The sequence below is a fragment of the uncultured Campylobacter sp. genome (genome assembly GCF_938039245.1).
GTDB lineage: Bacteria > Campylobacterota > Campylobacteria > Campylobacterales > Campylobacteraceae > Campylobacter_A.
Map to the genome: position 1 here is coordinate 61,484 of NZ_CALHVN010000026.1, position 15,168 is coordinate 76,651.

The following is a 15,168-nucleotide window of genomic DNA, read 5'->3' on the forward strand; positions in this document are numbered from 1 at the left end:
GTCAAATTTACCTAAAGCTTATCTGCGCGTCGTCCGTGCCGTCGTCAAGCGAGATGTTGTAACCGCCAGTATTTGGCGGGCGTTTATAGATATCTTGCGGGCCGATATTTAGCACCTCGTCGCTGAAAAACACGCATTCGCGCTCGCCCGTATCTATGTCGCGCACCCAGATTTTGCCGTCGTCCACGATCTCCTCGTCAAACTCTATCACGCGGTTTTCGTAAATTTTGCCCAGCAGTCGCTCGTGTAGACGGTTCTCGCGCTCAAACTCCAGCTGCGCTTGCAGACACTCCGCTTCGTCTATGAAAATAGGCTCCAGTGCGATCTTGTCGCCCTCTAGCACGCACTCGAATTTCTCCAGCGTAGAGCAGTCCACCTCGCTGCCGCCCAGCCTCACGACGTCTTTGTTGCGCATGAAGTAGCGGTTAGTGAGGTTGCCCATCAGCGCCTCGTACGCCGTGCCGCCGATCGCGCGCTTAAGCAAAAACTCGTTTTGAAACGCCAGCACCAGCTCCACCTCGCACTCGCGCAGGATCTCTTCGTTTAGCTCGGTATTTTCGCTCAGTAGCTTCGCCGACTCGTCGAGAAATAGGCTAATAGGCCTTTTTTGCTTCATCGTTACGCGCTTTAACAGCTCGGGCAGGAAGCTGTTTAGCAGGAAGCTCAGCGCGCTTTTGTCGCAGCTTGCGGCGTTAAATATCACGATCTTGCCGCTATTTAGCAGTCCTGCGATACTCGCGTCGCCCGCAGCGCCCTCGCCGTCGCCGTTTAGCGAGTCGTCGTTCATGAGGCCTAGAAACGGCGACATCATCATCGAGTAGTTGCGAAAATCATCCCTCGTGCGCTCGTCGCCGATGTCCTTGTAGCGGCTCGTCGCGTCCAAAAACTCGTCCGCAGTCGCTATAAACGCGCGATTTATCATTATCGTCTCGCGGGTGAAATTTAGCGTCGAGGAGTCGAGATTGTCGCAGATGAGGCTCAGCGCGTCTTTAAACTCGAGCATCTTTTCTAGGTCTTGCGAGAGGCGCAGTATCGTAGCGACGTCAAAGGTAAAATCCCGCGCGAGCGTGCGCACGTCGGCGTAAAACGCATCCGTGTAGCAGTCCTTTAGCGGAGTGATTTTTTTAGCGAAAATTTTAAGCGCCTTTAGCACTTTAAAAAACTCCGTCGCGATGCTCGAGCCAAACTCCTCCCAAAACTTTTCCCTCGACTCCATCGGCTTTTTCACGCAGTTTTTAAAGTCCCGCGGCTTCATCGAGGCGATGAGATTTATCGGCGCGTCCAGCCTAGCACCTACGCTCACGACGTCTTTTAGACGCCCCGCTCTGCGCGCTAGAGCCTTGATTTTGGCGCTCTCGCCGCCTTTATAATCCACGGCAAACACCGCGTAGCCTTTTTGCATGCGGTCAAGCAAATTTGGATATATCATCGCCGTCGTCTTGCCGCTGCCGGTTTCTCCGATGACGGCTGCGTGCGTGAAGTCGCTAGGTATCAGCGCGCCTTTTTTCTCCGCGTTTTCCCGCGTTCTCGTAAATCCCATTATTTTTTGCATATTTTTCCTTATAGGGGGCGATTGTAACGAAATTTGGTTTAAAGATTTAAATTTAGCGGGGCGGCGTGCGGATTAAATTTTAGCTGCGAGCATGCAAAACCCGCACCGCAAAAATGCTTGGCGTAAATCCGGCGTCAAATTTGAGTCGGTAAACGGGCTAAATTTAGTCTGCTTTTTTACAAACGGCGGCCGAGTGCGTGAGTAGATCGTGCAAATTTAGAGCGTCCTTGCGGAAAAAACAGAGGCAAAGTCCGACGATACTAACTCCTGCGATCAAAAAGCAAGCGTAGCGGAGCAAAACGCGCGCAAAACTAAGCTTGCGGCCGGTGCGCAGGTCGATGAGGTAGATATTTTGCGAGCGGTAGCCGGGCGTCTGGGCTTTGATCGCAAAAAAGGCGCAGCAGATAAGGCCGACTGCGAGATTTGCCGCAAATATCGCGGTTTGGTTGCGTAAAAAGTCGTCCTTGCCGCCCAAAAAAACATAGGTCGTGAGGTAATATATCGGCATGCCGATCAAAAAAAGATCGATTATAAAGGCCTTTGCTCGCGCACCGATGCCGGCTAGCCGCGCTTTTTGTTTAGCCAAATTTACTCCTTTTTGCGTTTTATTTTGGGCGCTCGTTTTGGATTTGAATGTCAAATTTGATCGCTAGCACCCGAATTTATGCGCCTTTGCTTTGTCGCAGCGATTTACGCCCTACTTTTACGCGCCGCCACTTCGGTGCGGAAATTTACGGTTTGTTTTCGCGCGCCCGCCGCTTGGCGCCGCCTTATCGGCCGACCTTGCTCCGCTCATAAACTAGGCTTTTGCCGCCAAATTTGCATATCTTGGCGCGGTGCAATTTTTATGGGTTCCACCGCCTTTTGTTTGTTTTTGCCTACGCGGCCGTTTGAGACGATCGGTGATTTCCGCCCAGCATATTTTTGCTAGACCTGCTTGAGCTTGATTTATCGCCCGCCCCGCATCGTTATCAAGCCGCAAATTGCCCAAACTATGCGCCGTTTTTAAAATCATAAATTTTAGGACGCGCCTTTGCGGACGTAAATTTGCTCAAATCCAAATTTAACTGTCGCCGTCAATTGCACAAAACGGCAACGCAAATTTGATTCCGCTCCGATCGCGACTTGCAAAAACATAACGGCGGGCTTCGTTTATCGTCAAATTTATTGCCCGAGATACCGCAAAAATCGGCTTGCCAAGCCAAATTTGATTTGCGATCGGTTTGCATTCATTGACGCCCGCAAAATCCGTCCAAATTTGCGCAGTCAAATCAAACATAGCCGCAAAATTAATAAATTTAGTTGCCTCTGCTGCCGGGCTTTATCGCCTCGCTTCCCGTAGCGCAAAGCGGGCAGTTTGCGGGATCAAAAATCTCAAACTCAAAGTTTCCAAGCGCGAAAAACGGCTTATCCGCGGGTAGTTTGGCGCTAGCTTTAGCGACGCTGCCCGCTAAATTTGCGACCTTGCAAAAGCCGCGATTAGCAAGCGCGGCAAACGCCACGACCTTGCCGCCTAGGCCTTCTATCACGCGCGCAGCCTCCATCGCCGAGCCGCCCGTGGTGATGATGTCCTCGCAGACGATAAATTTCTCGCCTTTTTTCACCTCAAAACCGCGTCGCAAGCTCATCACGCGCTCGACTCGCTCGGTAAAGATAAAGCGTTTTTTTGCCGCGCGAGCTAGCTCGTAGCCGGCCAAAATGCCGCCAAGAGCTGGCGAACAGACGCTGTCAAACTCTACGCCCGATTTTTCGATGACGGCGGCTAGCTCGTCTGCTAAAGCGCCTGCTAACTGCGGATCCTCGAGTACCTTGGCGCTTTGTAGATAAAACTGCGAGTGGTTGCCGCTGCTAAGCAAAAAATGCCCCTGCAAAAACGCGCCCGCATCCTTGTAAATTTTCTCTAAATCCATCGTTTTTCCTTTGTAAAATTTGGGCGAATTTTACCCTAAGCGCGCTTAAGCTACTATTTTTTGGCTTCGCGAGCCGCATGGGTTGTCTTAAACGGCGGCTTTGATTTTAGGTTTTGGGCTGATGAAGCGTATAGTTTGCTAATTTGCACCTTGCTGATAAAATAAATCTTGTCAAATTTATTCGGTTTCAAACCCCAAGCGGTGTAAATTTACACTCATCTATTCGGCTCTACTGCGCTGTTTGGAAACGGGTTTCAAACCCCAACGGGGTAAATTTACACCAAAAAAGTGCTAAAGACCGTTTGGGCGATAAACCCGCGTTTCAAACCCCAACGGGGTAAATTTACACACGAAATCGTGGACGGTTTTCATAGATACACTACGATGCGTTTCAAACCCCAACGGGGTAAATTTACACCCATCCCAAATTTTGCGTACAACACGCTCCTCAAAGTTTCAAACCCCAACGGGGTAAATTTACACGATCGTAATCGGGCAACTTCTTATTCGTGATATAGGTTTCAAACCCCAACGGGGTAAATTTACACAATCAATTTGCCGATCCTTGCTCTGCTCGCGCAGCGGTTTCAAACCCCAACGGGGTAAATTTACACCAGTGGGGAAACTCTATCACGTCGTTGTTTTGCGGCAGTTTCAAACCCCAACGGGGTAAATTTACACAATCTCGTCTAGCCGCTCTTTGCCGTGCAGATAATGTTTCAAACCCCAACGGGGTAAATTTACACTAAATTTCCAACTAAAACTATTCTGTTAAACATTGTGTTTCAAACCCCAACGGGGTAAATTTACACGAAAATCCAAATCAAAGGGCAAAAGGACGAGTATTGTTTCAAACCCCAACGGGGTAAATTTACACTTTAGCCTCTCTATCATTTCAAATAGGTGGTTGTTGTTTCAAACCCCAACGGGGTAAATTTACACGCATCGAGGGGCTCAAATTTATAGTTTATTCAGGGTAGTTTCAAACCCCAACGGGGTAAATTTACACAAGGCTCAGAGCGCAGCCCAAGCCATAGAGGCGGCGTTTCAAACCCCAACGGGGTAAATTTACACGCATTCAACCGGCTTTCTGTAGAAACTTTGCCGTGTTTCAAACCCCAACGGGGTAAATTTACACATAACTCTAATTGACGGCTTTGAGGGCGTCGTAGATAAGTTTCAAACCCCAACGGGGTAAATTTACACGACGTTTAGCCACCCCGTAGAGTGCTTTAGGATTTGTTTCAAACCCCAACGGGGTAAATTTACACCCCACTGCCAGCGAAAACTTCGGCGCTTGCGTAAAGGTTTCAAACCCCAACGGGGTAAATTTACACGTAGCAAACGAGCTGGAGGCGAAAAATGGCAAAAACGTTTCAAACCCCAACGGGGTAAATTTACACGCATAATAAGCCGTATCGGCAAACCGTAAGGAGCGTTTCAAACCCCAACGGGGTAAATTTACACGGACATTCGCAAGAAGTGAGCGACAAACACTACTAGTTTCAAACCCCAACGGGGTAAATTTACACCCGAGGGCTATCAGCAAAGCGACGCCTAGAGAAAGGTTTCAAACCCCAACGGGGTAAATTTACACCCACTCCTCGTGCCTAAAACTTCCGCCGTAGTCGTCGGTTTCAAACCCCAACGGGGTAAATTTACACGGTATAGAAATTTATTTAATGTTTGTGCCGGGATAGTTTCAAACCCCAACGGGGTAAATTTACACAGTGCGCCTCTTTTGCACGTCTTGCTTTTAGGCGGCGGTTTCAAACCCCAACGGGGTAAATTTACACCTTTCATCCTGTACAGAAAAAAATAATAGTACAGTACTGTTTCAAACCCCAACGGGGTAAATTTACACTCGTAAGAATTTTTTGTTACAAACCCTATAAGGGGTTTCAAACCCCAACGGGGTAAATTTACACGCTTTGCGGCTTATCGCGTTTTGCGCCGAATTTGGTTTCAAACCCCAACGGGGTAAATTTACACAAAAGAGGGCAGGCTACCCACAGGATAGCCACAAGTTTCAAACCCCAACGGGGTAAATTTACACCCAAAGCTCTATTTCTCCAGCCGTTAGCGTAAACCCGTTTCAAACCCCAACGGGGTAAATTTACACAAGATATAGCAGAAACTATTTTCAGCGGTCATCTGTTTCAAACCCCAACGGGGTAAATTTACACAACAAATTCGACAAGATTTACTTTATCGGCGAGGAGTTTCAAACCCCAACGGGGTAAATTTACACCCCAGCTCCCGCAAAACTACGCCGTGCATAAAGCGGTGTTTCAAACCCCAACGGGGTAAATTTACACGATGTTTAGGGTGCCGCCGCATATGATAGCCGATTGTTTCAAACCCCAACGGGGTAAATTTACACAAAAATTTTATCCCGAATTTCGACACAAAAAGGCGTTTCAAACCCCAACGGGGTAAATTTACACCGCAAGTAGCCGAAAATCACGGCAGAAATTTCTTTAAAGTTTCAAACCCCAACGGGGTAAATTTACACTTGGCTAGATTTAGCTTTGCGGTCAAAAAATCGGTAGTTTCAAACCCCAACGGGGTAAATTTACACTAGAAAAAATTTGGTGCGTTTTTTAAAAGACGCCGAGTTTCAAACCCCAACGGGGTAAATTTACACAGCGCCAAAATACTCATATTTAGGACTGTTTGCGATAAAAGTTTATATTTTTAGGCCTTAAAATAGCCTAAATTTAACCGCTAGAAAAATCTAAAACGCGAGTATATAGCTATTTGCGAAACTTACAAAAAGCTTTATCGCCATATCAAGCAAATAAATGCAAGCAAAAATAGGCAAACATGGGCTACAAAAGTAAATAAAATCGGCACAAAGCCGACAAGCCGGGTTAATAAATTTGCCGCAAACGACGTAGTGACGGTTTTTTGGGCGGACTTGGGCGCCGTTGTCTCTAGCGGTCAAGATCGCTTCGTCTTTGATGCACGCGTATCATTTATAAAGGCGGTAAAATCCAAGACCGCGCGGCGGCGCGACCGAGTTAGCGCCTTTAGCGTAGGCAAAACGGCACCGCAAAAGAGCCGGCAGCGACCAAGCATACCTTTAGCGTCGCGTCCTAGGCGATCTTGGTTACTAGAGCCGCTATGACCAAGCCCGTCTTTCCGCTTTGCCTGCCGGGCGAGCCAAAAACCGAGCCGATGCTTGCGGATTTGGTCTTAGCGGAAATTTACCGCCTTCCTCGCTAAATGCTTTTTGGACGGCGCGCGAAGTAAATTTAGCGCTAGAGCGCATTTATCGGTACCCCAAAGGCACAAGCCCAAACAGTGCTTTAGCTAGAAATTTTACGATTTGCTATGCTAAAAGCTTCGCCGTGCGTCCGTTTTTTCGCACTTCTTTGAAAAATATCCGCAGCGCCTTTTGCTCCTTTGCGCCGATTTCGTAGCTGATAAATTTGAGATACCATTTGATATCATCCGCGCTGATGCCTCTGGTTTGGGCGTATTTGGCGAGGATGTAGTTTGGGATTTTGACATTTGCTCGCAAAAACTCGCGCGCCAGCCGCTCATACGCGCCGCGCCCCTTCACGCAGGAAAATCGCCCGAAAACAAACGGCAAGCCCGTCCGCTCGCGCCACGCCCGCCCAAGGTCGTAAAACGCCTCCTCGCCCTCCTGCAGATACGCCTTTAGCGCGCGGTCGCCGATGAGTACCTCGCCCTCAAGCCCCAGCACGCCGGCTAGCGCGTTTGAGCTCGCAGACGCGGGGTCGGGGCGCGCGGCGGTGCCCTTTCGCACGAGTACGCTTTTGACGTCGCCCTTAGCTACGATGCCAAGGCTTACCTTTTTGTAGCGCTTTTTGCGGCTTTCGATGCTCGAGATCACGGCGGCGTCGATCCTACGGCAGCGCAGATCGCGGTTTAGTTTGCTAGGCACTCCTTTTTTAAATTCGATGATTTTTTTATCCCGCGAGCTTAGGCGCGAGCGCTTTAAAAATACGTGAAAAGGAAGCAAATTTAGATAATCAATCTTGCCAAAAATCATAAAAAAACTCCGAATTTATAAGGATTTGCGCCGTTTTAAAATGCGGCGAAAAGAGCTAAATTTAAAACCAAAAACCAAGTCTGTAAAAATCAATTTTCATAAAATCCAAATCATAGCCCGCGTCAAAAAGACGCGGTTTGCAAGCCTTGCGACTATAGCGCAAATTTAACCGATTCGTGCCGTAAATACGCCCGCGACGAAAAAAGTAACAAAAAGGTGCGGGTCCGGCCGGCTAGAAATCGCCCCAAAATGCGACAACGAAAAACTGCCAAAACGCGCCGAGCTTACCACCTAGCTTTAGATCCAAAGATATCTTTTAAGGCTAAATTTGAAAAGCGACGACTCCGCGCAGGAAATCGCCGCTAGCGGTGCAAATTTTAGCTCAAGGACGCGCTATTTTGCGCCATTAAATTTGATACTCGTGCTCTTCAAGCTCGTCGTTTAAAAGCTTCGTAAATCTCGCAGCGTGCGCCTCTATCGCACTATCAGACACGTCCGGCTCCACGCCGCAGCTAGCAAAAATGCGCCCGTAAACGAGCTCGCAAAAGTCCGCGCAGCACTGAAGCGGCAGCAAAATCTCGTTTAGGCTAAATTTGATCGCGCCGTGCTTGGAGTATTCGCCTAGCCCGCCGCCCGCGCTCACGGCGATTTGCAGCTGTTTGCCCGCAATCTTCGCGCCCTGCCCGTAGGCAAAGCCGCGGCTTAGCACGTAGTCGATGTAGGCCTTTAGCATCGACGGCACGTTAAAGCCCATCATCGGAAACAAAAACACGATGCGATCGGCGCGCAAAAATGCCTCCTGCTCCGCCGCGACATCGATTTTAAGGGCGTCGGTGCCGTATAGTCCCTCTAGGTGGCGAACCTCGGCGCCCGCACTTTTAGCGACGTTTGCCAGCGCCTTGTTTAGGCGAGAGGCGGCGAAATTTGGATGGGATAAAACTACTAGCGTTTTCATTTTGGCTCCTTTTTTGATAAATTTTAGAGCGTTTGCGCTTTTAGGGCGTTAAATTTAAGCTTACCTGCGCAAATCAAGCTCGCTGCGGCGCGGTTTCAGACTCGAACTTAGCCGCCAAAATCGCGCTAAATTTGATCCAAAGCCTAAATTTTGCTCCAAATCGCAAAAGTCTTATTTTTGAGAAATTATATCATCAAAAGCATAAAAAGGGATTAAGGCGGGCGCAAAATAGCCTCTGCAAGCAAAGCCAAATTTAGCCCTAGCAAGCGGGTTTAGACGCGTAAAATCATCGCTAGAGGCGGTGCAGTCTGCGGCGCGTCTATTTGCTCGTCGGTTTAAATCTGCCCGAAAACCAAAAATGGGTGACGTTTAAATGCCCATTAGCGTATGAATTTGATTTTTGGCGGCTGGATAGGTTGGGTGCTTACTCCCCCCCCACACAACGGGGTAAATTTACACCAACTAACCGGCCTAATCGCCGCAAACTCCTCAAACGGTTTCAAACCCCAACGGGGTAAATTTACACAAATTATGAGCTATATAATTACTACTCAAGGCTTGAGTTTCAAACCCCAACGGGGTAAATTTACACAAGGGCTACGAGGCTATCTGAGTTTTGCTAGAAGCGTTTCAAACCCCAACGGGGTAAATTTACACTTATTTTCGCCATTCCAGTTGTTTATCGAATTATAACGTTTCAAACCCCAACGGGGTAAATTTACACGCACCAAAACACTCATATTTAGGGCTATTTGCGATAAAAGTTTATATTTTTAGGCCTTAAAATAGCCTAAATTTAACCGCTAGAAAAATCTAAAACGCGAGTATATCGCTATTTGCGAAACTTACAAGAAGCTTTATCGCCGTAGCGGGCAAAGATATACAAGCAAAAACAAGCAAACATGGGCCGCAAAAGTAAAAATCGTCATAATAGATATGAAATGAATAAAATCTATATGAAGAGTAGCGATGCCAAAAAATAAAATATAAAAGCAAAACAAATAAAGTAAATAAAAATACCGCAGCAAGCATGGCAGCTCTAATCAAATTTCGCTTGCGGCGAATATAAAATACGGACGCGGGCTTTTGTAGTCGTCGAGAGAAATTTATATTTATAAGGCTAGGGTTAAACGAAGCGCAAATCCGCTTAAATCCGCGCTAGCGCAGGACGCTCAAGCAAGACGCGCTAAACCGGAGTAATAAAATATCGCCCTAAAGCAAAAGTCGGCAAAAAATACTAAACCTCGCCAAAGCTTGTTTTTTACGAATGCAAACGACTAAAGACATCTAATCTGCAAGATTTTAGCGGTTTAAATTTTTTAGGGATTTTGTTTGCTTGCCGCACCCAAATCCTTGCTAAATTTCCGCGTTATCATTTATTAAATATAATTAAAGCGAATAAACTATAAAAGCTAACTATAACCTAACATAGCGTCATCTTTATAAACCGTACCAAAAGAGCTAGCTAAAAATAAACTAGGCCGCGAAAAACGGCAAAATTGGCACAAATTTAACCCGTTAGGGTTTGAAACCTGCCAAAACGATAAATCGGCTATTAAATTTTGGGCAAAATTTAAACCAACCATATAACGCGACAATCTTACAATACCGGCGCAAAACTCAGACTATGACCCAGCAGCGTAAAGCACTCACGATTCAGTAACTTAAATCTACGCGGTCTTATTACGCAAACGACTTAATGCTAGACTAACGCAAATTTAACGTCAATCTAGCAGAATTTTTGTAGCATCTAACATCGGCGTATTTGTCTAACTCAACCTTGAATTCCTAATCGCGAGGTCGGGTTTATTTTCTTACGAATTAACGATATTACCCAGCCCCCAAAGCCCTGCCAAAGTAAAATGCGGCAACTTCTATCCCGTGCGCTATTAAGTTTTAAACCCGATATGCTTTTTTGGGCTAATCTTATATAAATTTATCTGGCCGTACTTTGGTAGGTTGCCGCAAAAACACGCTAAATTTAAAATTTAACCCCGTGATTTAGCAGTTTTTTTGCGCCCAGATTCGTGTCGATGCCGGTGATTATGGCGTTGTAGATGTATTCTTTGGCTTGCTGGACGGCGCTTTCTAGGCTCTCGCCGCGAGCGAGCAGGCAGGCTAGCGAGCTAGAAAACGTGCAACCCGCGCCGATGATAACCAGCGGGTCGGCTAGCGGCGTCTCAAAGTTTTGCACGCTACCGTCCTTGCGGTAAAGCGTGTCGATGCTTTTGCCCGCGATGATGTGCTTTTTCACGATCACGTCGCACGGCAAATTCGTAAAATCATCGCCGAAAAGCACGTCCGCTTCGCGCAGGTTCGGCGTCGTGACGGCGGCAAATTTCATCAGCTCTTTTAGCCTCTCGATGGCGCTATCTTTGATGAGTTTGTGCCCCATTTTCGAGACGCAGACTGGATCTAGCACCACGGGAGCGGAGTTTTTCTCTAAAAAGCTCTGCACGACGTCCATGATAGGCTCGTTAAAGAGCATGCCGATCTTGACGGCGTCGAAGCTAAACTCTGCCGAGAGCATCTCGAGCTGATCGGCGATGAATGACGGATCTAGCGAGACGATATTTTTGATCTTGTCCGTATTTTCGGCCGTTAGCGCCGTGACCGCCGTCGCGCTATAGCAGCCAAAGTGCGCGCACGCCTTGATATCGGCTTGCAGTCCCGCGCCGCCGTTGCTGCATGAGCCTGCGATGATGAGGATTTTTTTCATTTTTTACCTTTTATTTTTAAATTTTTAAAATTTGTTTTATGTCTTCGGGATTTAAGAGCGGCGAGAACATATGAGTTATTTCACCATTAATTTTTACCAACATATCGCCTGGACCGAGTAGTTTTTCCGCCCCGCTTTTATCAATACGAGGTCTAATATCGATAACGGCGCTATCGTCCAAAAAATCAAAAGACGAAACAGAGATATCAGAGTCGCTCGCATTTTTAAAATTTAAGTTATTCGCGCCTTTTAAAAGATCTTTTTTTGCCACTATAGACTTTCGAGATTTATTTTTGTATCGTAAGATTATAGTGGATAATTTCTTAAAAAGCGGATATCCTTTACTCCTAAATAGCTTCAAAATACTTTTAAAATACAGACTAAAATAAGTTAAAAATTTTAAAATGAGTTTTTATCAAATAGAAGGCATCTTATTAATAAAGCTAAGCGCAGATACTACGGACTTGCCTTGCTACCGCAAAGTAAATGGATGTTTATGCTAAATATATCTAAACTTAAAGAGATATTTTTCAAGCCAGGCAACAGTAACGGCTGCAACGAAATTAAAAAAGAGATTTTCTTGCTTTGTTTAAAATGGCGTATTCTGCCTTGCTTCACCATGTTTGTTGTTTTTAAAAATAGCTACGAGTGAAGAAAAGTAGGGTTTTAGATATAATAAAAAGCAAAACAATCATGAAGCGATGTTCCAATAAAATGAGCCGTATCGTATTTTAAAGTTGACGGGAGAAATTTGACCGACTTGCCTTGAGCCAAAAACGATATGCTTTACGCTACGGGTAGATACTGCCGAATTTATAAATTTGGTAAGCGAGCTAAATTTAGGATTCTAAGATTTATGAGATAGACTGAAATTTAACAAGCCACGTGATTGTCTAGTGGCTTTATCTTGCACTTTTGAATGCTGTAAATTTTATATTTTGCTTGCGGCGAGCTCTAAAATTTAAGAGGGGTAGCACGCCGCTGCCGCCTCTAAATTTAGCGTTATACTTTTAGAAGTTCGCTCTCTTTTTCTTTTACGAGCGAGTCGATCTTTGAGGTGTAGCTATCAGTGATCTTTTGGACTTCGTCTTGTCCTTTTTTACTCTCGTCTTCAGTGATAACTTTATCTTTTTCCAGTTTTTTTACCTCGTCGTTAGCGTCTTTTCTGATATTTCTTATGCTGACTTTGGCTTTTTCACCGAATGCCTTAGCGTGCTTTGCGTTTTCTTGGCGTTGCTCGACCGTCATCGGAGGGAAAAACAGCTTCACGCTCTCGCCGTCGTTGTTCGGATTTACGCCGATGTTTGCCGCAGAGATGGCCGCAGTGATAGTTTTTAGCATCGGTTTTTCCCACGGCGTAATGCTTATGGTGCTAGCATCGCTCGTTAGTACGGTGGCGACTTGGTTTAGCGGAGTTTGGCTACCGTAATAATCCACGTAAATATTATCGACTATGCTTATATTTACCTTGCCCGTGCGAAGCGTGCTAAAGTCACGTTTTAGGCCCTCTATGCACTTGTCGCTATGCTCTTTTTGCTTTTTATAAATTTCATTCAGCATTTATATCCTTTACTAAAATTTTTGTCGTCGTTTTTCCGTTTACCTTAAGGCTCATTCTGACTTTGTATCGGTCGATCGGCTTGTTAAATTTAAGCGTCATCTGTCCGTTTTCGAGTTTAACTTTTTTTGTTTTTTGCCCCGTCATCGAGAAGTAGCCGTGCGTCGCGTTCTCGTCCGTTTTGATGATAAGTTCGCTAATCTTATTATCCTTAGGATAGTCTTGCGGAAGTATCCATTCGGCTTTTAGAAATTTGCTTGCAAGCGCGGATGGTAGGTGCGTGCCGTTCATCGCAGGGATCCTATCTAGCTCGTGTAGATCGCTATCTGCCGCGACTGCGCCCGAGTTTTGGCTAAGTATCACCTCGATACCGTGCTCTATCGCGACGTCGCGTACTCTGTCGTTATATTCGCCGAAAGGATATGCAAAATATCGCGGCTTGTAGCCCATATTTTTTTCAAATTTGCTTATACCGTCCTCAAAATCGTTTTTTAATTTTTCCTCGTTAAGACCGACCATGTGTAAGTGACCGTAGGAGTGATAGCCAACTTCGCCGTATTTTTCGATCTCTTTGATCTGCTCGAAGGTCATAAAGTCGCCGTATTTTCGCGCGGTAGCCTCGACGTAAATCATCAGCGCAAACGGATATCCGTACTCTAAAAATATCGGCAAACCCTTCTCGTAAAAGCTCTTGTAGCCGTCGTCCACGGTTAAAACGACCCAGTTATCAGACACCGGCTCGCCGTTTTTTATCGCATCCACGAGCTTTGAGAGCGGGATGATCTCGTAGCCTTTTTCCTTAAAATACTCAAACTGTTCGCGTAAATTTTTGCTAGAGATGTTGGTGCTAGGATGCCTATCGTCGTCAAATCTGTGATAGTTAAAGATATGCGCGTCTGCAAGCGCAAACTGCGCCGCCGCGAAAAACGTGAGCACGGAAACTAATTTTTTCATTGACGCTCCTTATTTTTTCTCGCTTACAGGAGCCGTAGGAGCGCTAGGAGCTTGCGGTGCGACTACCTCAGGAGCCGCAGGTAGCGACGAAGTATCGACGCTGTCTATGAGAGATTTGCTGCTTTGCGTGTTGTAAAAATAGCTTAACGCTAGGGTGTTTAGGATAAACAAAACGCCCACGACGAAGGTAAATTTAGCCAAAAATCCGGCCGGTCCTTTTGCGCCAAATAGACTTTCGTTACTGCCACTATACGCGCCTAGTCCGATAGAGGAGCTTTTCTGAAGCAAAACGGCGATCGTCAAAACTACCGCGAAAATAAACTGCAATACTAAAAAAAGCGAATCCATTAAAAATCCTTTTAAATTTTCAAAATTAGTCGCGATTATACTAAAAAAGTTTTGAATTTGGGTTAAATTTCTTTTTCTATCTCATAAAGTTCGTAGCGCACGCCCTTAAAAATTTCGGAAATTTTAACATCAACGAGCTTAAAACACTCCTCTAAAACCCTTGCGCTTTCTTGCGCGCGTTTGATATTGGCAGTTTGCAAATCGTCTAAATTTAGGCGAATTTGCTCGTCTTTTAGGCTCGGTTTTAGCACGTCGTTTGCGGCGTCGCGAAATTTTAAGAATTCTTTTTGCGGTATTTTTGATTTGTGGCGGAGGTTTTTGATTTTTTTAGCGAGGGCTAGGTCGTCAAAGCCGTAACGCCTGACGTCCTCGACGACTCTAAGCCCTTCTTTTAAGCGGTTTAAATTTGCGTCTATTACGCGATAAAGCCGCTCGTCGTTAGTCATCGCTATTAAAAAATCCTAAAATTCTAAGCAATGAAACGAATAAATTTAAGAAATCAAGGTAAAGATCAACTGCGCCATCGATCGGAGTTTCGTAGTTACCGCGGATGATATTTTGCGTATCGTAAAGGATATACGCGCTAAATAAAACCGCGCCCACGCTAGCAATCGCAAGCTGTAAAATCGGACTGTGGAAAAATATATTTATAATCGCAGCCACGAGCAAAACGATAAGCGTGATGAAAAGCATCTTGCCCCACGTCGTAAAGTCGCGTTTGGTGTTCATCGCAAACACGCTAAGTCCGCCAAATGCTATGGTCGTAAGCGTAAAGGCCTGAGCTACTATCGCAGCGCCTCCGGGCATCGCAAAAGTGCGTCCTAAAATAGGCGTAAGCGTAAGTCCGCTAACGAAAGTAAATGCAAAAAGCAGGATCAAATTTAAGCCCGCTTTGCGTTTGGCAAACATTAAACCGACCAAAAGCCCTAGCTCAAGTATCACAAACAGCCAGTAGTTGCTTGCTACCGTCGCTCCCAGCGAGCTATAAAGCCCGACGTAAGCTCCGACGCTGGCGGCTAAAAGCGAAGCCGCGAAAAGCTGATAAGTTTGCTTGATAAACGTACTAAGCGCGCTTTGCGAATATTCGCCGGCAACCTCATGCTCGCTTGAGCTTGCATAATTTCTGTCGTATAAACTCATGTTCTCTCCTT

General features: G+C 46.0%; 12 protein-coding genes and 2 CRISPR repeat arrays. All 12 genes read right to left on the reverse strand.

Annotated features, from left to right (window positions below; all coding sequences use genetic code 11):
- Window positions 1-7: 7 nt before the first annotated feature.
- The gene (locus Q0218_RS04695; RefSeq protein WP_297966796.1) at window positions 8-1,552 is read right to left on the reverse strand and encodes a type IV secretory system conjugative DNA transfer family protein; all 1,545 of its coding nucleotides are present in this window, start codon (window positions 1,550-1,552) and stop codon (window positions 8-10) included.
- A gap of 163 nt (window positions 1,553-1,715) precedes the next feature.
- A complete protein-coding gene (locus tag Q0218_RS04700) occupies window positions 1,716-2,138 on the reverse strand; it encodes an RDD family protein (RefSeq protein ID WP_297966798.1) in 423 nt (140 codons plus the stop codon).
- 712 nt (window positions 2,139-2,850) lie between these two features.
- Complete coding sequence (gene pyrE / locus Q0218_RS04705; protein ID WP_297966800.1) at window positions 2,851-3,462, reverse strand: orotate phosphoribosyltransferase; 612 nt, start codon at window positions 3,460-3,462, stop codon at window positions 2,851-2,853.
- 184 nt (window positions 3,463-3,646) lie between these two features.
- Window positions 3,647-6,109: a CRISPR direct-repeat array (repeat unit 30 nt; unit sequence GTTTCAAACCCCAACGGGGTAAATTTACAC).
- A gap of 687 nt (window positions 6,110-6,796) precedes the next feature.
- Window positions 6,797-7,483 (reverse strand): MqnA/MqnD/SBP family protein, encoded by a 687-nt coding sequence (locus Q0218_RS04710; protein WP_297966801.1) that lies wholly within the window; start codon window positions 7,481-7,483, stop codon window positions 6,797-6,799.
- A 406-nt stretch (window positions 7,484-7,889) separates the two neighbouring features.
- A complete protein-coding gene (locus tag Q0218_RS04715) occupies window positions 7,890-8,438 on the reverse strand; it encodes an NAD(P)H-dependent oxidoreductase (protein WP_297966804.1) in 549 nt (182 codons plus the stop codon).
- A gap of 429 nt (window positions 8,439-8,867) precedes the next feature.
- A CRISPR array of direct repeats spans window positions 8,868-9,162; the repeat unit is 30 nt; unit sequence GTTTCAAACCCCAACGGGGTAAATTTACAC.
- Window positions 9,163-10,419: 1,257 nt separating this feature from the next.
- A complete protein-coding gene (locus tag Q0218_RS04720; protein WP_297966807.1) occupies window positions 10,420-11,157 on the reverse strand; it encodes a hydroxymethylpyrimidine/phosphomethylpyrimidine kinase in 738 nt (245 codons plus the stop codon).
- A 16-nt stretch (window positions 11,158-11,173) separates the two neighbouring features.
- Window positions 11,174-11,428 carry a hypothetical protein gene (locus Q0218_RS04725; protein WP_297966809.1) on the reverse strand — a complete coding sequence of 85 codons (255 nt, stop codon included), beginning with the start codon at window positions 11,426-11,428 and terminating at the stop codon, window positions 11,174-11,176.
- 731 nt (window positions 11,429-12,159) lie between these two features.
- Complete coding sequence (gene frr / locus Q0218_RS04730) at window positions 12,160-12,717, reverse strand: ribosome recycling factor (RefSeq protein WP_297966811.1); 558 nt, start codon at window positions 12,715-12,717, stop codon at window positions 12,160-12,162.
- Window positions 12,707-13,669: a polysaccharide deacetylase family protein gene (locus Q0218_RS04735; RefSeq protein ID WP_297966837.1), complete on the reverse strand. Its 963-nt coding sequence runs from the start codon at window positions 13,667-13,669 to the stop codon at window positions 12,707-12,709. Before Q0218_RS04735 ends, frr begins: the two co-directional genes overlap by 11 nt.
- Window positions 13,670-13,678: 9 nt before the next feature.
- Complete coding sequence (gene secG / locus Q0218_RS04740; protein WP_297966839.1) at window positions 13,679-14,017, reverse strand: preprotein translocase subunit SecG; 339 nt, start codon at window positions 14,015-14,017, stop codon at window positions 13,679-13,681.
- Between the two features lie 62 nt (window positions 14,018-14,079).
- Window positions 14,080-14,463: a thiamine-phosphate pyrophosphorylase gene (locus Q0218_RS04745; RefSeq protein ID WP_297966842.1), complete on the reverse strand. Its 384-nt coding sequence runs from the start codon at window positions 14,461-14,463 to the stop codon at window positions 14,080-14,082.
- Window positions 14,456-15,157 (reverse strand): Bax inhibitor-1/YccA family protein, encoded by a 702-nt coding sequence (locus Q0218_RS04750; protein WP_297966843.1) that lies wholly within the window; start codon window positions 15,155-15,157, stop codon window positions 14,456-14,458. The genes Q0218_RS04745 and Q0218_RS04750 overlap by 8 nt, the downstream gene beginning before the upstream one ends.
- Window positions 15,158-15,168 lie beyond the last annotated feature (11 nt).

Excerpts from the sequence above, each read along its gene's own strand:
- Q0218_RS04735 (WP_297966837.1), bottom strand. The coding sequence starts at position 13,669 with ATGAAAAAATTAGTTTCCGTGCTCACGTTTTTCGCGGCGGCGCAGTTT.
- Q0218_RS04750 (WP_297966843.1), bottom strand. The coding sequence starts at position 15,157 with ATGAGTTTATACGACAGAAATTATGCAAGCTCAAGCGAGCATGAGGTT.
- pyrE (WP_297966800.1), bottom strand. The coding sequence starts at position 3,462 with ATGGATTTAGAGAAAATTTACAAGGATGCGGGCGCGTTTTTGCAGGGG.
- frr (WP_297966811.1), bottom strand. The coding sequence starts at position 12,717 with ATGCTGAATGAAATTTATAAAAAGCAAAAAGAGCATAGCGACAAGTGC.
- Q0218_RS04745 (WP_297966842.1), bottom strand. The coding sequence starts at position 14,463 with ATGACTAACGACGAGCGGCTTTATCGCGTAATAGACGCAAATTTAAAC.
- secG (WP_297966839.1), bottom strand. The coding sequence starts at position 14,017 with ATGGATTCGCTTTTTTTAGTATTGCAGTTTATTTTCGCGGTAGTTTTG.
- Q0218_RS04715 (WP_297966804.1), bottom strand. The coding sequence starts at position 8,438 with ATGAAAACGCTAGTAGTTTTATCCCATCCAAATTTCGCCGCCTCTCGC.
- Q0218_RS04695 (WP_297966796.1), bottom strand. The coding sequence starts at position 1,552 with ATGCAAAAAATAATGGGATTTACGAGAACGCGGGAAAACGCGGAGAAA.
- Q0218_RS04710 (WP_297966801.1), bottom strand. The coding sequence starts at position 7,483 with ATGATTTTTGGCAAGATTGATTATCTAAATTTGCTTCCTTTTCACGTA.
- Q0218_RS04720 (WP_297966807.1), bottom strand. The coding sequence starts at position 11,157 with ATGAAAAAAATCCTCATCATCGCAGGCTCATGCAGCAACGGCGGCGCG.